This window comes from Paenibacillus pectinilyticus (assembly GCF_001700435.1).
Taxonomy (GTDB): domain Bacteria; phylum Bacillota; class Bacilli; order Paenibacillales; family NBRC-103111; genus Paenibacillus_E; species Paenibacillus_E pectinilyticus.
Genome location: NZ_LYPC01000028.1, coordinates 771,933 through 790,622, shown reverse-complemented (window position 1 = coordinate 790,622; position 18,690 = coordinate 771,933). Strand labels below are relative to the sequence as shown.

The 18,690-nt window shown below is 36.6% G+C and carries 12 protein-coding genes; 10 read left to right on the top strand and 2 right to left on the bottom strand.

The features are described 5' to 3' along the window. Nucleotides 1-608 precede the first annotated feature (608 nt). From A8709_RS31080 to A8709_RS31060, 5 genes are all read left to right on the top strand, one after another. Nucleotides 609-4,082, top strand: a complete 3,474-nt coding sequence (locus A8709_RS31080) for an HD domain-containing protein (protein WP_065858547.1) — start codon at nucleotides 609-611, stop codon at nucleotides 4,080-4,082. 752 nt (nucleotides 4,083-4,834) lie between these two features. Beyond that, a complete protein-coding gene (locus A8709_RS31075) occupies nucleotides 4,835-6,037 on the top strand; it encodes a ComEC/Rec2 family competence protein (protein WP_065858545.1) in 1,203 nt (400 codons plus the stop codon). Between the two features lie 15 nt (nucleotides 6,038-6,052). Beyond that, entirely contained in the window at nucleotides 6,053-7,420 is a 1,368-nt protein-coding gene (locus tag A8709_RS31070) for an ABC-three component system protein (RefSeq protein WP_065858543.1), read from the top strand. Beyond that, nucleotides 7,413-7,961 (top strand): ABC-three component system middle component 1, encoded by a 549-nt coding sequence (locus A8709_RS31065; RefSeq protein WP_065858541.1) that lies wholly within the window; start codon nucleotides 7,413-7,415, stop codon nucleotides 7,959-7,961. Before A8709_RS31070 ends, A8709_RS31065 begins: the two co-directional genes overlap by 8 nt. Before the next feature lie 85 nt (nucleotides 7,962-8,046). Further along, nucleotides 8,047-10,812: an AAA family ATPase gene (locus A8709_RS31060; RefSeq protein WP_084225648.1), complete on the top strand. Its 2,766-nt coding sequence runs from the start codon at nucleotides 8,047-8,049 to the stop codon at nucleotides 10,810-10,812. A 159-nt stretch (nucleotides 10,813-10,971) separates the two neighbouring features. Here the strand turns inward: A8709_RS31060 and A8709_RS31055 are convergent, their stop codons facing one another. Then, on the bottom strand, nucleotides 10,972-11,553 hold the full coding sequence (locus A8709_RS31055) for an ATP-binding protein (RefSeq protein WP_065858537.1): 582 nt from the start codon (nucleotides 11,551-11,553) through the stop codon (nucleotides 10,972-10,974). Between the two features lie 204 nt (nucleotides 11,554-11,757). Here A8709_RS31055 and A8709_RS31050 point away from each other — a divergent pair, with 204 nt between their 5' ends. From A8709_RS31050 to A8709_RS31040, 3 genes are read left to right on the top strand one after another with little or no spacing between them, the layout of a single operon-like run. Continuing rightward, nucleotides 11,758-12,408 carry a TnsA endonuclease N-terminal domain-containing protein gene (locus tag A8709_RS31050; protein WP_065858535.1) on the top strand — a complete coding sequence of 217 codons (651 nt, stop codon included), beginning with the start codon at nucleotides 11,758-11,760 and terminating at the stop codon, nucleotides 12,406-12,408. Next, complete coding sequence (locus A8709_RS31045) at nucleotides 12,386-14,377, top strand: hypothetical protein (protein ID WP_065858533.1); 1,992 nt, start codon at nucleotides 12,386-12,388, stop codon at nucleotides 14,375-14,377. Before A8709_RS31050 ends, A8709_RS31045 begins: the two co-directional genes overlap by 23 nt. Nucleotides 14,378-14,379: 2 nt before the next feature. After that, nucleotides 14,380-15,387: an ATP-binding protein gene (locus tag A8709_RS31040; protein WP_065858531.1), complete on the top strand. Its 1,008-nt coding sequence runs from the start codon at nucleotides 14,380-14,382 to the stop codon at nucleotides 15,385-15,387. Between the two features lie 93 nt (nucleotides 15,388-15,480). Here A8709_RS31040 and A8709_RS31035 read toward each other — a convergent pair whose 3' ends face one another. After that, nucleotides 15,481-16,290: an SDR family NAD(P)-dependent oxidoreductase gene (locus A8709_RS31035; protein ID WP_065858529.1), complete on the bottom strand. Its 810-nt coding sequence runs from the start codon at nucleotides 16,288-16,290 to the stop codon at nucleotides 15,481-15,483. Between the two features lie 303 nt (nucleotides 16,291-16,593). Between A8709_RS31035 and A8709_RS31030 the strand changes: the two genes are divergently transcribed. Both A8709_RS31030 and A8709_RS31025 read left to right on the top strand, forming a co-directional pair. Beyond that, nucleotides 16,594-17,871: a glycoside hydrolase family 1 protein gene (locus A8709_RS31030; RefSeq protein WP_065858527.1), complete on the top strand. Its 1,278-nt coding sequence runs from the start codon at nucleotides 16,594-16,596 to the stop codon at nucleotides 17,869-17,871. A 25-nt stretch (nucleotides 17,872-17,896) separates the two neighbouring features. Further along, nucleotides 17,897-18,658, top strand: a complete 762-nt coding sequence (locus A8709_RS31025) for a glucose 1-dehydrogenase (protein ID WP_065858791.1) — start codon at nucleotides 17,897-17,899, stop codon at nucleotides 18,656-18,658. Nucleotides 18,659-18,690 lie beyond the last annotated feature (32 nt).

Sequence of the window (18,690 nt, the reverse complement as noted above, 5' to 3'; positions counted from 1 at the left end):
TCGTTAGACTGATGGATGGTTGTGTCGTCGTCCGTCCGTCGTCGTAGTACAACGACATGAAAGTGCCTATAATAAAATCTTGTTAAATCAAGGTTTTTTGTGTTTGTAGAGATTTTCTTGTCGTTTTTTTTGCGACAAGAAAATCCCTATAAAACGTGCAAGCGACAAGAAAATGCCTATAAAACGTGAGGGCAACAAGAATGTCCCTCATATATGTTCAATGCAGAACTGCTTTCAGCTATTTTGACCACGTTTAGGACTCCGCTGAAATAAACGTTACAAGACCTCCACTCAAAGCTGTTAAAAACAAAATAAATTGTTAGACTCAGAATGGAATTAACGAGCAGATGAGTTCACATTAAATAGGTTTTAATGATACAATATAACATGGAATTATTATCCAATATTTATACGCGGAGCAACTGTAGGCGGTATCGTAGAAAATGAACAAGGACATGTATTTTTAGTAAAGACACAACATGGTGGTTGGTATTCCTGGTGGACAAGTGTAACTAGGTGAAATCTTAATGGATGGTTGATAAGTAGAATTTTAAGGTAATTTTGAGAATATAATTCAGAAATCTTACTACCCAACTGGAGATGATTAAATGACAATTGAAGAGGTATTAAATAGTAGATCAGATGATGGTAATATGGCAACTAAACTCTTGCTTCTGTTAAAAGAAATATGTGAACATGCAACACAGCATTTAAAACTTGTCATACAGCAATTGCCTGAATTTGACTTACATGATGCTTCTCATAGTAATATCGTTGTTCGTAACATGGAAGCTCTCCTGAGAGACAAAGTGGGTGAGTTAACTAGTTACGAGTTATTCCTTCTTCAGATGTCTGGATATTTGCATGACTGTGCCATGGCTTTACCTACTTGGGAACTCAATCTCCTAAAAATGACTGAGGGGATGGGCGATTTCGTTCATAATGACTTGGGAAAGTCGTTTGCTAATGATGGAAATCCTCCATACAAATTGTCATATGCTATTGAGCTCGTAGAGAGCATTAAATCTCAGCTATACGTGGACTTCGAAAAGGTAAAAGATTTCATATTCTCCATTCAATCAGAGTCTGAAATGCAACGTGATTTGGCTCAAAGACTCATCGACTATCAACAGTTTCGAAATGGCTACACGGATGAACTAAAGAAAAAAGCTAATGGTACAAGTCTCAATGAATATCTTGAGTTAAGCGACTTAATACGTTATGAATTTATTCGGCAAACGCATCCACTGAGAGTTGAGAAATATATCCGTAATCTGGCTTCACTATTTAGAGCTCGGCTTGGTGGGGTCTGGGGAGATAAACTGGCAAAAGATTTAGCAAAAATATGTCGCTCGCATGGAGAACCGATGGATTATGTTAAAGATCTGGAGGAGCACACTGCTTACCATGGAACAGAATCTGCGAATTTACAGTTCATTGCCGTAATACTTCGCCTTGCGGACATCTTACATTTTAGTCACGATAGAGCACCACAATCATTATTTATTGAGAAAATGATTAGCTCGAAGGAAAGTCTCTTACATTGGAAGGCGAAATTTCAGGGGATTAATTATAGTTTGGATGAATTTGATTCAAATGAGCGTATAAAAATAAAATATATGGCTTATTGCGATGAACCCAGCCTCTATTACTTCATTCATGAATATCTAGACTGGGTAGACGAAGAAATTGAAAATTACTTTCGATTCATTCATGACTTGGAGTATTCAGTACAAACTAGACACCTTGCTCACAAATACATATTAAACATCGCGAATATAGTCGACAGGTCACAGGTTCAATATGATGATAGTAAATTTACTCCTGTGCCAAATATGAAATTTACTCTTGAACAAAACAAGATTCTCGAATTATTGATGGGTGTGGGGCTTTATAAGGATAAATTCCTATGTTTACGTGAACTCTACCAAAACGCACTCGATGCTTGCCGCTGCATGATAGCGATATTTAGTAATCAGTCAGGAAGTGTACGCGGAAAAATCGAATTTGGACTTGGAATATCGATGGAAGATGGGCGACAACGAACTTACATTTACTGCTTAGATAACGGTGTTGGTATGGACAAGCACAAAATAACGAATTATTTCTTAAAGATCGGTAAATCATTTTATAAATCTAAGGAGTTTCAAAAACAAAATGCCGAACTTCGTAGCAATTTTAAACCGACTTCTCAATTCGGTATTGGAATATTGTCATGTTTCATGATCGGAGACAAATTGGAAGTCACTACTAAATCTCTCGCTGTCGATGGAACTTCAGATCATCCAATTCGCTTTTCAATTGATGGACCTCACGAAAAGTTTTATTACATGACACCTGATGTACTTGATTTGGAGAAAATAGGCCATCATGGGACATTGATAAAAGTCTATTTGTCTGGTGATGTGGCTGTTTACGATCATAAAATTGATAGCCTTCCGCTAATGATTCACGGAGGTGAATCACAGGATTTTATGCGACATAGGCCAGTCCTTTATGAAAAGTGGAATGCTCATATATACAACTTAGTAAACAACTCTGTTGCAATCCCACATGAGAATGTTGATGTATCAATAGCAATCAATGGGGGGACAATTGAAAAAATCATTCCATGGGGAACCCCAATTAATCTGAGTATGTATCCTTCTAAGGATGTTGAACTCGTATATGAGAGTCACAGATATCTCTCGGATGGGTACAAGGTATTGGATGATTATCTAAAGGTTAAAGACTTTATCGACATACAGGAGTACAATGTTTACCTCGATGATGTTGAATATCGATTTTTACTGAGCTTGCCATTACCGGGAATACCAGAAGTAAACTATCGAGTGCTTACCTTTGAACCTGTGTTAAAAAAGTCTCATGCAGTTTTCGTTGATGGGATTGTAGTTGATGGATCAAGTCTTCGAACTCATGAATTAACTCAAATAGGAACTTTGAATTTCGTTGGTATGGAACGACCACAATTATCCGTTGACAGGAACTCCATTACAAGTGTTCCCAAAGTAATAGAAGAGTCAATTAGTAAATTGCCAAACGAGGTTGCTGGTAAAATAGTTTTTGAAATTAGTAGACATATCGCAAAGCACAAGTTAAAGCCAGACTCCACTGAAATGAAATTAATGTGGAATTACATATTTCACAAATTTTATAAGTTGGATAATTGGTTGGTGGGCCAACTCGCGATTATTCCAGAGGTAGACATGATACTTGATGATTTGTCATCGTTCAGTGAGAAGAAGAAAGTTTCTGTTACCGATGTTGTCAGTTCTCAACATTTGCTATTAAAACAATTCGATGGAAGATTATTAGAACCCACTGGTCAGCTTGTTTTTTTAGGCAAAGTAGCGGAGGCTGATTTTGTAGAGATTGAAGATGATAATGTTCACATCACTTCATCATCATTTTATAACATTATAAATTCAACACGACAATATGGACCGGAACAAACCCTCCCACTAGTCATCAAGGCTGACAATTGGGGCGGTATATATTCGCAGTATGACTTAGTAACTAGATTGTGGCCGATTATTCCTGCTTCTTTATATAATAGATTAATGCATGATTATGAAATCAAAGATATCACCGCAAGGTCGAAGTCTGTAGCTGAATCATCGAATTCAATTACGGGCCTTGCAGGAATTGATCCAGCTCAAGTTCATCCAAGGCTGGGTATGTTTTCATCAGAAAGAGACATTATGGGGCGTAAGCAGAATCGTGTGAACAATTTTGACAAATCAGCAAACAAGTTTTGGCTGTTTGAACTGAACCAGCACGGTCAGTTAGTACGAAAACAAAAACAGGATTTTGTACTGTTTGGATTTATTTCCCCGCGGCAAATGAATGAGGATGAAATATTATTACTTGAAGAAATTAAGAAGGAAGATCCCGAATATTATAATGGGGTTCAAAGCGGTTGGAGTTTCTTAATTTTAGGAAGTACAGCCGAATTTGTTATTTTCCCCGGGATAGTTGATCGTGCAGCAATTGTGGCAGCAATTAAACCTTCGTTTTGGAAAAAGGCTGAAGGCATCCAGTATCTTTTTACGGATGGAACTGTATTAGAGCGGGTTCAATAACTGTATAAATTTCAAGTCTAGTACTCCAAATATTACATTCGTAGTAGTCATGACTCAAGGGTTGAAATATCAGCTTCTTAGACACATTGAGAAGATACACAAAAGTGAATTCACGTGTCTTCTTAAGCTTTTATGTTAATGTAGTTGATTATGCTTCATCTTCATATTCTGCAATTACAGCTAACCACATGGAATAATATAGATAAACCACTAAAACACTCTCCCGTTGAATGAGTGTTTTAGTGGTATATATTCTATCTATGCTTATAGTGATTGCTGCTTTCCAGTGACGCACCGGAGTTTTGCATAATAACTCATCCTCGGTTTTGATTTAATAGGTGGGTTATCATTGTTTTTACAAAAGTAGAAACGAAAATTCTTAACAATGTCTATTAAAATATTCACTTGAAGAGGCCAATGCTATCCTTTTAATAAAGGATAACATTGGCCTCTTCAATGAAAAACCTAACTTCTAAACGAAGGAGTATATTATCGTTAATATTAACTGCCTCTTTGATGAATCCGTTAATAGGGCCACTCGAGATAAAATCTAACGATAAGAATGAACCCGGAAAAACATTCTGAATAGCTGTAGTAAAATCTTCATCGGATTTAAGTTAGTACACTAACGCTTACCCATTTGGAATAGGACAATTACCTATTAATCTAGCTTATTTATATTATCAATTGTATAATATTTCCTATGGTTGGAACTGGGTTTTTTTAATTTACTAAGCTTAAGGGTGAGCTCAATGTACACTTCGAGAATTGAAATGTTCCCAGCTAAAAATGGTGATACATTTTTGGTTAGTTGCTTTGGGGAGTCAAATGTAAATATTCTTATAGATTTGGCTTATCTCCATACGTATAAAACTTATGTGAAAACTGTTCTTTTAAATAAGAATGCAATGGGTGAATCTCTAGATTTAATGGTTGTTACACATATCGATCAGGATCATATTGCCGGTGCAATTTCCTTTTTAGAAGAAAACGGAACTTGTGAAGCTCCTAATTTAATTGAAGTGAAGGAAATTTGGCACAATAGTTATCGACACTTATCTATTAGTCAGCATGAGCATCAATTGAATAAGACGGAGAAAGAAATCATTGAGAAAAAAGTTGTTTACGTTGAAAAAGACTTTAATAGTAGAACTCCGATAAGTGGAAAACACGGTTCTAGGCTTGCAGGTTATCTATATTTGAATGGGTATAACTGGAATGGATCTTATGGTGGTAATGCCGTTTTATTCAATGAAATTCCGGTATTTCTCGGTAACGGATCTGTTAAAATCACTGTACTTTCCCCTACTGATATTGAACTTAGTGAATTGGAAAGAGTGTGGAGAAAAGAACTGCGTCGAACTTTTCCCAGGATGCCATTGACATCTGATCCATGTTTTGATGATGCTGTGGAATACGTTTCTGAATATCTGGAACCTAAAGGGGTCGGTGTAGGTAGAACGAATGTATCAGCGACAGGTTCTATAAAAAAATTGTCAATGTCGCCCTTTTTTGAAGATGGTGATGAGATTAATGCTAGTTCCATTACTTTTATTTTAGAACATAAAGATAAAAAAATGCTCTTTTTAGGAGATTGTCCACCCTCAATAACAATTAGACAACTTAAAGCTCTATTTTCTAATACAGAGGTACCGCCTTATTTTGATTTAATTAAAGTTTCTCATCATGGAAGTCAATTTAATACGAATATGGATCTCCTTAATATGATCGATTCTAAAAATTACTTAATATCTACTAGTGGTTCAGGTCACGGGCATCCAGACATGGAGACCTTATCCAGAATAGTTGCTAGAAAATCTACTTTTACAAGAAATTTATTTTTCTCGTATCCAACTCCTTCGGCAATCTCAATGAATAGGGAAGAATCGAAGAAGGAATTTAATTATGAAGTATTTTACCCAAGTACTGAAGAGAGTGTAATAGTGCACCTATGACTAGGGGGAGAATCAGTGGATCAAAATGACTTTAAATCTATTGCTAAAGTACGTTGTGGGAGTGAGAATGGGACGGGCTTTCTAATAAATGAAACTACATTAATTACAGCCAGACATGTTATTGACGATAACTTAGATCCGAACGAGTTAAAACCTGTGTTTATTATTTTTGAAAATAATAATGAAATACAGGCAACGGTTATTTTTCCAAATGAACCTTATGTTGGGGTGGATTTTTCAATTTTGTCGTTGCCTGAAGGGGGAGAATATTCTCCTACACTACCACTAGGTATACAAGGTCTTAAATTAAATGAGAAATGGAAAGCCTTTGGATTCCCGGATACTCAGAAAGACCGGGGGCAACCATTTCAAGGAACCATATTACAAGTGTTTGATGAGAGAGATGAATGTGACTTTGATTTAGATTTAGCTTGTGAAATTCCTATAATAACGGATCCTAGATTTATAACTCATGGAGCATCCGGATCACCTATAGTAGTTAACCGTGCGATAGTCGGTATTATGAAAGATAAACCATCTGGTGGAGGAATCATCGGTGCTACTTCGATTAAACGTTGCCTGCCGATACTACGGTCAATGAATATTTCCGTTTCTATTCGAGATATAAGTTACAGCGAAATAGAAAGTTCAAGTGCCCTTAGTGTAGATGGGATGACCATCTTTGAGAGGCAATATGATTCCGAAAAAGAAATCGTCATGGGATTAATTGAAAACTTTTCACCAGAAACACATCCTATTTTAATAGCGAGTTTAGTTCAATCTATAGATAGTGTTATGAGAACAGATGCAGAGAAACTTCTGACATTCTTTCAACGCTATAGACATCCTTTTAATGGATTGAGTACCGTTTCAGGCGTAGAGCAATTACTGGAGTTAATTACCATCCTGAGATGTGGATATAAAGAGTTAGGTTTTATCCATAACGATATAAATGCAAATTTGAGTCTAGACGAAAATGAAGAGTTATTTGCATATCTTATCTTCTCAACAAAAAGGCATGCGAGAATGCCTGAACTTGTATTAGATCTTTTTCAAGAAAAGGCAGCAACAGCAACAGGGAAAAAAGAACTTCGTCGTGGTGAAGCAATATTCCCGTTTCCTTTAATATTGGACAATTGTAGTAAAAACAAGAAAACTAATTTATGCAGGAGATGCCAAAATGAGTTTTCTTTTGAGAATATCTTGATTGATTTTACTAAAGTTAACGAACAAGGATATTTTCAGGGGTTAGAAGAAAACAACTACAAAAGTTTAGATGGAACAAAGGTGCTATGCGGAGATTGTATTAGAACTTTGTATAATCACGTAACTAACTTAGAAGAATTAGAGTTTCATGTTAGGGAGTTGAACAATTTTGATTGAAGAAATTGTAAGATTTTTTGAGGAAAATGAGTATATAAAACTAAATCAGCTTAAGTTTAATTATCTTAATGCAGTATATGTTTCGCCTAAACAGATTTATGGCTTTGTCCAGTTTGAAACCGAAGCTGAGTTGAGAGAAAATTGGGGAAAAGCTGCTGATGAATTAGCTGTTAAATTGCAGAGTCGTTTGGTTAAAGAACTCCATATGCTAATATGGGATGTTTATCTTATAGTTATCATCTCACAAGATCAAATTGATACATCATATCGAAAATTGATTGAGAATGATCGACACTATTTCAGAAAAATTGTTATTACAAAAAATGATGCTCCGTACATAAACAGAATTCCCTTTGTCCTTAATTTAACGAGTGATAAGGAACTAATTATTTTTAATGATACCGAGTTTTTTGAAGAGTTCCGAGAGTGTCTAAAGCCAGCGACATTAGATAAGTTACCGCAGGACTTCTTTAACCCTAAGTTTAAAGCGGATCAATTGACTGATTTTTTTAGTTCAATTAAAAAGGATGATTTAAATTGAAAATAAGATTATTGAAGATATGTGGGTTCCGAGGATTTTCTGAAGAAACTATATTCCGTTTTAATGATGCGAAGGTAATCTTACTATAGGCCCAAATGGGCATGGGAAAACATCAGTTTTTGATGCTATTGAATGGGGACTTTCTGGAGAGATTTACAGGTTTAATCAAGCCACTGATGAAAGAAATAGAACTCGATTCATTAGGAATATGCATACAAGTCCATTAAAAGAGACGTATGTAGAAATAGATCTTATTGGACCTAGTGGGGCAATTTTTAAAGTAAAGAGAACATGTACTGCAAGACCTCAGGATATGACGGATTATGGAAAACATAAACTGGAGCTTCACTTGCCAACGCCTATTGATGGTAGAACCAAATTTATGGATGCCAATGCGGAGTATCTGCTAAAAAGAATATTAATAAAACCGGCTTGGATGGAAAAAGTTGAAGTTTCTAGTGGACTACATCTTACTCATATTTTGGGGCAAGAGAAGTTGAATGAATTTCTTCGAGGAATGAAAGACGGTGAAAGATACGATTCACTTTCGTTGCTGTTTGGAACCGAGCATTTTTTGAGATATAAAGATATATATAATGAACTGATCAAAAAAATAAACGATCGAATTCATCAAATAGAAGGTCAAATTATTGAAGGTACTCGAAAAAAGAATGAAATAAAAGCGTCTATTGATGAATTGAATAAAAAGGTTTCTGATCCAAACCAGAAGCCTTTGAGCGGAGCACTTTGCGAATATAAAGACAATTTTTCAGCTCCTGAAAACCTATTTGAAAAAGAGGATTGGAACGCTTTAATACCATTAATTGAGAAGGAGACCGAGACGCTAAAGCAGAGAAGGTATGATTTAGAAAATAAGGAACGGCGTATTCAGGATCTAGAAGATGGTAAATCAAATTGGCTAACCGATTTAGAGAAATTAAAGATAGCGGTTGGCAGATTGGAAAAATTAAAAAACCACCGTAATGATTACAATATGATTAATTTGGTTTTTAGCCTGACCAATCGCAACAACCAATATGAGGAGTTTCTTATTTTCATTAAAGATAAGAGTATAGAAATCGACAGTACTAAACAGGCAATCGAGGGAATTAATGCTTCGGTGCACATTTCTAACAACTTCGTTAAAGTAGTTACAGAGAGTATAGTAAATTTAAGGAACAATAAATACGACTTAATCAACGATGTCCAAATTGCACATGAAAATCTTGTTTGGAAATCTAAAACATCAGAGATCTTGAAATTCATTAGTGTAACTCAATCTTCTATTGTAGATATATCGATTATCCATGCTAGTACGAGTAGCTCACTGAAACTTTTAGAAGAATCAGTGTTAGCATTACAAGGTATAGATCAAAAATATAAAAAATTTCTAAGTGGCTTATCTGATTATCTATCCGTAGAAGATGAGATAAATAGTTGCCCTGCTTGTGGAACAGAAGGGATTAACAAGCCACAATTACAACAACGAATTCAAATGGAACAAGCTCAAATTCATCATGAACTGCCTTTGTTGGAACAACAAATTAAAGTGATGAAAGATAAATTTGAAAAAGAGAAAACTAAACTAAATCAATTGAATTTGGATATTGAAAAATCCTATTTAGAAATCAAAACAATTCTAAAAGACGCTGAAGTAGATTGTCAGAATAAGAAAGACAATATATTAAAAATGGAAAAAGAGATACAAAGTTTGAGTGCTCAAGTAGAATTGAGGAGTAAATTCATTCAAGAATACAAAGAAGACTTACTGAAAATTGGTCTAAATGAAATTGTAGAAAATAAAATGGACAAATTACTACAGTTAGAGCAGCAATTCGCAGCAAATTTAATGGTACTAACAGCAGAGGAAAAAGCCGATTTACCTCAAGAGATTAAGAAAACAGAAGAAATTATTGTGGAGAATCGAGCACTTGTTGATTCTTTTTTAAGTAAGTTGTTGCTTGCGGGTGCGCCTTCGCTAGCTAAACAGTGGAGCGTGGAGGAGATAAAGGGTTTTATTCAAGATGCTTTGAAAAATGTACAGAGTGAAAAAGAGAACCTGATTCATTTAGAATCAGTAATTATTAAGTCGATAACTGCAATAGAAAATTCAAAAGAAGAATTATTATTAAAGACACGTCAAGAAGAAATGCGTGTGCAACAGAGTCACTTAGAGCATTTAGACCAACTAAAAAAAACAGCTAATGCAGACCAGGAAACTGTCAAAGATTTAATTAACAATGTTAAACCAGCCGTTGATCAATTGAATGAAAAAATGACTTCTGAATTATTTGATACTATTCAGAAAATCTTCTCTCGGATTAATTCTCATCCAGTCTATAACCATATTAATTTTAATAAAGAATACAGGCACAAATCTTACAGATTGCTGATTTTAGTCTTAAATGGTTATCTTGAAAATCAAACGCAGGCTAATGCTACGTACATATTCAGTTCAGCACAAATTAACTCGATAGCATTATCTTTTTTTATGGCTATGGGCGTACACCAACAGTGGTCGAGCCTACAACTTATGGGTATGGATGATCCAATTCAAAGCATGGATGAGATTAATGTTTTATCAATGATTGATTTAATTCGTTTATTTATGGAAAAGTATGATAAGCAGTTTATTATCTCAACTCATGATTATAATTTTTTCCAAATGATGTTGAAAAAATTTAGAAATCAAGATATTGCAGTAATAGAGTATGAGGGATATAGCGATAGAGGTCCGCTGATAAAGCAACAAGTTAGTGAAAAAGAAGAAATAGAGAATGTATTAATTATACCTGCTGAAGACCCAATTTCAATATCCAAGGTACTAGAGCTTAATGATGTATCATTATAACAAGTTTTTATTTTAAGAGGAGGCACTATTGGCGATAAGTTTGGTATCTTACTGTAGGACAAATAGAGTGAATTGAGGATAAATTTGGATTTTCTTTTAAACAAATAACCTATTCCGACTTTCGAAATAGGTTATTGAATTATATGCTATTTACAATACTCAAATTGAAACACTAAGAGATTCATACTTACTTACCTTAATAGTATCGTTCATAAATCTTCTATAGATTTGCGGAGAATTATCCATAAATATATGTCTGACAAACTCGAGTTTATCAGTGCCAACAAGGAAAAAGCCAGTCTTCAGATTTTTTGCAGCTAATTCATTTTGCAGATCAATAAGCCAATAAAAATGATCATGAGACCAGTTTGTCACATCATCTATAAAAGTTACTACATATCCTGAGTCCGTAGTACTTGTTTTTTCAATATAATTATTAATAATACGCTGAAATCTAGTACGTTGGGTATCGTGACGGCTACTTAACAAACCAAGCGATATTTCGAAGCATTCACTTAGATTTTTTGAAGCATTCATTCCCTTATTGTACAAAGTAGATCTAATAACAAAAGTAGGTACCTTATCCCCTAAAAGTGCTTGGAACGCATTAATTATAGTTGTTTTTCCAGCTCCGGGTTCGCCGATTATTAGTGCCCCCGTTGTTTGAGAAGTAGTTAAATTGTAAAGTTGAGCTAAAATCTGCTTTCTACTTGTAGTCATGTTAAAATCACTTTTTGACATAGCGTTATACGCCTCCTTTCTATTATTTTTACCAAAAGTAGTTTCATATAAACGTATAGAAGTCGAAGAAAAAGGAAACTTGAGCAATCAGGGTTCCTTTTTCATTTTCGCGACAAGAAAATCCCTAAAATACGTGCAATTAGCGTTTAAAACTATCAAATTTGAACATAATTAATTCTAATAGGTATTTTAGGAGGGAAAATAATGTATACGCCACTTATAAAAAAACGCACAGGCCGATACGGAAATAATCATTGGTTAGTCTTTAGTCCTAAGTTAAAAAGAGATGTCAATCTATTCAGTGACCTTGAGTTTGATAATTGGGTTTTGATTGAAACTGATCCTACTGTTGTAACATTTTGTGAGCAACCTTGGGAAGCAGAGATTGAAGGAGAAAAAGGCACTTCTATTTTTGATATGTGGTACAAAAAGGATGATGGGTCGGAAATTTTTACAGAAATTAAGTATGAGAATGATCTGAAAAAAGAAGACGTAGTAGAACAAATAAGAATTCAAAAAACTTGGTGTGAAATAAACGGAAAAGAGCACTTAGTTCGAACAGAGAAGGAAATTAGAAGTAACAGGATCTATCTAGAGAATCTAAAAGAGATGATTCCTTATGTATTAAACAGCGATAATCCTGTTGAGGTCGATCGACATAAGCTCAAGTCTCTACTTGTAGATAGCAAGAAGACAATAGGAGATTTAAGTAAAGTATTGGATATTGGTTTACCGCGGCTCTACGAAGCCATTTATTGCATGATTTACGCCGGTGAAGTAAAAGCAGATCTTGGAACTCACTATTTTGGTCTAGAGACGGAGGTATGGATAGGTGAGAAGAAAGAGCTTACTTGAGACCTTGGGGATTGATGCAAGTACTGTCAATTTAGCAGAATGGCCTATTGTGGATACAGACTTATTAGATGAAATTGATAGGGACAAGTATGAACGAAGGAAGCTAGCAGTCGAAATGTATTTACAAGATTCAGCCAATGTTACCGAGATATCTAATGTGACAAAGATTGAGAAAATGGAAATTACACGTTTTGTAAAGAGATGCCTCAGGGTTGACAAATACGGTCAAATCTTAGGATTTAGAGGTCTTAATCCTAATTTACACTTAATAAGTTACGAACGTAGGGTTCTTCCAAATGATAATACATCCAATTATTCAGGCGCTTTTGAACTTTTGCTCAAAAAACACACTGATTTACGCGATCTAATTCATGATAAGATTCTTGGAACGGACAAAAAGGGATTGAAAATTACATATTCAGTTAAGTATTTGCATAGAAAAATGATTGATAAGTGTATTGAGCTTAAAATAACTCCAAATCAATATCCTAGAAACACGGTAGATGAAGGTAGAAGGTCATTGGAGAGATATGTAAAAGATCTAAAGGACAGGCATTTTGGAAACGAGCATATTAACGGTGAAACAGCTGCAATGATAGCGAGATCTGTGGGAACGGGGGTTCAGAATTATGCGAATAACTTTAGGCCCTATGGTCGTGTCATGTTTGATGGTCATAAAATAGATTTAATTTTAACTATTCGTTATACAGACCCTGATGGGAACTGGGTAACGAAAACCTTAAAGAGGATATGGCTTCTTGTAATTCTAGATGTGGCAACTAAAGCAGTACTTGGGCACCTACTATGTGTTAAGTCAGAGTACTCTCAAATGGATGTTTTACAATGTATACAAAATGCAATTAATCCTCATATTCCAATGACATTCACTATTAAGGGTTTACGGTATCCAGAAGCAGGCGCATTTCCCTCATCATGTATTCCAGAGGCAAAATGGGCAGTTTGGAGAGAGTTTTGGATGGATAACGCAAAGGCGAATTTAGCTATAAACGTAAAAGATAAGCTTACCAAAACGGTAGGTTGTTTTATTAATGCAGGACCTGTAGCATCACCTCTTCGTAGGGGGTTCATTGAAAGGTTTTTCGGAATATTAGAGGAAAATGGATATCATTTAATGCCATCAACAACTGGAAGTGATCCTAAGGATCCGAAGAGAAAGAATGCAGAAAAAAAGGCTTTAGAAACAGAGATAAGCATAGAACATCTTGAGGAATTAACAGAAGTTATGTTGGCTCAATATAATAATGAACCACATGGCGGTAATTCAAGTCTAGCTCCACTAAAGGCCATGCGAAACAAAATTTTAAAAGGATTTCTTCCAAGGATTCTCCCTGAAAACCGCCGCCAAGAATTAGGTTTACTAATTGTAAGTAGAACTTGCACAATTCAGGGGAATTTAAAAAAAGGAAGACGAGCATATATTAATTTTGAAGGTGCTCAATATAGAAATGCCATATTGTCTCAAAGCACAGGATTAATAGGAAAGAAGATAACCATTTATATTAACATTATGGATATTCGTTCTGTAAGAGCATTCCTTCCAAACGGAAATGAGCTTGGCTCGTTAAGAGTATCAGGTAAATGGGTTATGTCTCCACATTCTTTGGAAACAAGAAGAACGATCAATAAGTTATTGAGAAGCGAAAAACGTAAGTTTTTTTTGGAACGAGATGATTATGTACAAGCTTTACATGAGCATCTTGCTAGTAGTGGTAAGAAAGGGGATTTGAATAGGTTAGCTCATGAACAAAGATATCAGAATACGCAGAACCAAACATTGCAAGAGGCACAACTGATCGAGAATGAAGAAGAAGAGAATTATCAAGATATGGAGCAAGATAGTTCGACTGAAATAACAACTACAGTTAATGTGACAATAAGCAACGAGGATTTGCCAGATGATGACTGGCTTTCATTATTTAAACCGATATCTTTTAAAGGGGTGAAATAGAATTGGAATCGTCTGATATAAATCTTCAACTTGCTATAAGAGATAGGCCTGTAGTTCCAACGGGCACTCATCATTTGGAATTAGACAAATATTTGTTTCCTACAAATGAAATTATGAGGTTGTCTAAGGCAGTTGGCGAATGGATAGAAGATAGGGCACCAGGTGGAATTATACATGGGGATCAAAGGCTAGGGAAGACTCATGCAGTTTCATTTTTATGTGAAATGCTTCCTGTAAAGTTTGGAGATGATTTGCCTATATTTTTTGTTCCGAGTAGGCACAAAAAGAATGCAAATGAGGAAGCCTTTTATGAAATGTTATTAGTAGGAGTAAAACATGCTTTACCAAGTGCAGGTAAGAAAAATCAAAAATTTGAACGTCTTGCTAGATTCTTACTTGAAAAGGGTGAGAATTCAAAACGCAAAATGATAGTTTTATTTATTGATGAAGCACAATTTCTTATTGAATCACACTACAATTGGCTTATTGATTTGTATAATTGGCTGCAGCAATATCAAGTGAGACTTACAGTAATATTGGTGGGGCAGCCAGAACTTAAGCATCAAAAAGACCTCTATGTGATTGAGAAAAAGCGGCAGGTTGTTGGAAGATTTATGGTTAATGACTTTGAATTTAAAGGAGCAAGAAGTATAAGTGATATCAAAACCTGTCTTAAAGGTTACGATACTATAGAGTATCCGGAAGATAGCGGATGGTCATATACAAGATATTATTTCCCTGAATCGTATGCTAGCGGTAACAGACTAGAAAATTGTGCTGAGGAGTTATATGAAGCCTTTATCTCAGTTTGTAAAGAAAACAATATCGGAGGTAAGTTGGAAATACCGATGCAGTATTTAACTATTACGGTTAAGTATGCATTATTAAAGTATGGAGCAGAGGGGAAGAGTAAGGACAAAAAAACTTGGCCTAATAAGGAGATATGGATAAATTGCGTAAAAAGGTCACGGTTCGCAGATTCGGAGGTATCGCTTTTTGGTTCAAACTAATTTTAATCAAGATATTCAATCGAATAGAAGAGCAGACATCGTCCTGAACGGAGTGTCTGCTTTTTTGAGAGTAAGTACAACACACATCGATATTTAATCCAATATTTCCGGATGCGACCATTGAGTGGGAGTAAGCTTCCCAGCGCTAGAGCCAGCATCGACCGTAATTGCAGAACCACTAATGTAACGAGCCAAATCAGAGGCTAAAAATAACGCTAAATGTGCAACTTCCTTTGGATCGCCTAATCTTCCATTCGGAGATAGCAGCTTTGCATATTGTTGAATAACTTCTTCAGGTGCGTTCCTCCAAATTGAAGTCTTGATCGTCCCAGGGCAAATTGCATTGACAGTAATATTATAAGGAGCATAATCGAGTGCCGCACTCTTTGTAAGACCCACAACGCCATGCTTGGCAGATGTATAAATAGCCATGGAACTATTGCCTAACAAACCAGCTAAGGATGCAACATTAACTACGAATCCTCCTGATGCTTTTGATTTAAGAATTGCTTCGACTCCGAACTTCATACCTAGGAATACACCCTTTAGGTCAATAGACGTTAACTTATCAAATTCAGCTAGTGAATATTCATGAGTCGGCCTGCTCTCCGCGCTAATTCCCGCGTTATTTACAATACCGTCTAGACGACCATAGGTTTCAATAGCAAAATCAATCAATTCTTTGACGTCTTCTTCTTTGCTGACGTCCGTTTTAATGAAAGACGCCTCTCCACCTGATGCTTTAATTTCTTCAACTACGCTATGACCCTTTTCTGCATCAATATCAGATACAACGACCTTCATTCCATTTTCTGCATAGCACATAGCAATTGCCTTACCAAGTCCATCTGATGCGCCAGTAACAATGGCAACTTTGTTTTTTACACTGGTGAAGTCAGTCATGAATATAATCCTCCTAAGACTCAAGTAGATTTAGTATTTCGGGTTTGGTGTTATGATTTGTAGTTACTATTAACCTTAAGTCAATCCATACTATTTAACTAACGTTTTGACGACAACATAATGGTACTGAAACGACAATTTTAAAAAGTTCTATACTTTGTAGAGGCCTAGTGAGCAGGTCTTTTTTGTGTTTTAAGAAAGTCGTCAAAACGTTAGTGAAGAGTCGTTGGATTGTTAGTTGCCATTATAAGATCCCTATAAAATGAGGTTGCAGCAATTAATAGAGGTTGAGGAGGAGAAAACATGGCACGTTTTCCAGAAGGTTTTTTATGGGGGGCATCCACTGCAGCACATCAGGTGGAAGGCAATAATACGAATTCTGATTTTTGGCTGATGGAAAACTTGGAAGGATCGGTTTTTAAGGAACCCTCAGGTAACGCGGTAGATCACTATAACCGTTTTAAAGGCGATATTGCTGAAATGGCTAGATTGGGATTGAATTCCTATAGATTTTCCGTTGAATGGGCTCGAATCGAACCAGAAGAGGGGCGATTCGAATCGTCAGAAATTGGCCATTATCGTGAAGTTCTACTAGCTTGTAAAGAAAATAATATAACGCCAATTGTGACGCTCCATCATTTCAGTTCACCACAATGGCTCATCAAGCTAGGCGGTTGGGAGTCGGCGGATACGCCTGCTCGCTTTGCACGATATTGTTCGCATGTTATGCGTGAATTAGGCGAATTAATTCCATTTGTATGTACGATTAATGAAGCAAATATCTCGATCGGGATTAAGAAAATTATGAAACGCTACGAGTCTAAATCAGGCTCACCTGGTGCACAGGTCGGCATGAATATGGACAAAATGGCTGCACAGATGCAGAAATATTTCATGGGGCTAAGTAAATCATTTGGCGTACCCCCTACCGAAGTTCATTCGTTTTTAGCTCCACGTTCAGAGGAAGGCTTGTCAGTTATCTTTCAAGCGCATGTGGAAGCACGAGCAGCAATTCGGCAGATTAGTCCGCAATCTAAAGTCGGAGTTACCTTGTCGCTTTACGATATCCAAAGTGTTCCTGGTGGTGAAGAAAACGCGAGACATGCATGGCAAGAGGAGTTTGTTCAATTTGTTCCTTACTTGCAGGATGATGACTTTTTCGGGTTACAAAACTATACGAGAGCTGTATATGGACCAGATGGCCTTCTCCCCGTGGGAGAAGATGCAGAGACGACACAAATGGGGAACGAATATTACCCGGAGGCACTTGGAGCAGTTGTGCGATATGTTAGCACGCATCTTAATCTGCCAATTATGATTACTGAAAATGGCATAGCTACAGATGATGATACACGTCGTGTTGCTTTCATCAATCAGGCCTTGAAAGGTGTCCAAGATTGCATTACGGATGGATATCAGGTTTTGGGCTATATGCATTGGTCCTTGTTGGATAATTTTGAGTGGCAACTAGGGTTCTCCAAACGTTTTGGACTCATAGAAGTGGATCGTACGACTCAGGAGCGAACTATCAAGCCTAGCGGCATTCACCTTGGAAACATAGCCAAAGATAACGCGATTTAGTGAGAGGAGATAAGAAAAGATGGGTATGAAACTGCAAAATAAAGTAGCGATAGTAACAGGAGCAGCTTCAGGTGTTGGCAAAGCAATTGCAGAGCTATATGCGGAGGAAGGCGCCAAGGTAGTGGTAGCCGACCTGAATGAAGAAGCAATCTCAGGCGTTGTGGATGCTATTAACCTTAATGGTGGTACCGCCATAGGCGTTGTTGCTAACGTCATGAAGGAAGATGAGATCCAGGCAATGGTGGAAAGGGCAGCCGAAGCATTTGGAAGAGTCGACATTCTCGTAAACAACGCAGGAATCATGGATGGATTCAGATTAATCGAAACAATCGAAGACGATCTGTGGGATCGGGTAATTGGGATTAATCTGACAGGTCCAATGCGTGCCATTCGTAAAGTACTTCCGTTCATGTTGAAGCAGGGGGAGGGCGTTATTGTAAATATTGCTTCAGCCGCTGGTATTACTGGAGGTAAGGGAGGAGTAGCTTATACATCTTCCAAGCATGGTTTAGTAGGGCTTACAAAGAATGTTGGTTACATGTACGCGAAATCCGGCATTCGCTGTAACGCTATTGCACCAGGCGGTGTTCTAACCAGTATCATGAATTCCATGGGCAATATCGACATGACAGCTTTGCAGGAGTTCCAAAATGGAGCAGGCACTCAACGGCGCGAACCGGTAGACCCAAGTGAAATTGCTTCTGTCGCTCTATTCCTTGCCTCTGAGGATTCAAAGTTTGTGAATGGGACTGTCATCACAGCTGATGGTGGCTGGACGTCGTATTAAGGTAATGAAGGGCTGAACGGGCTTTTCCCGAT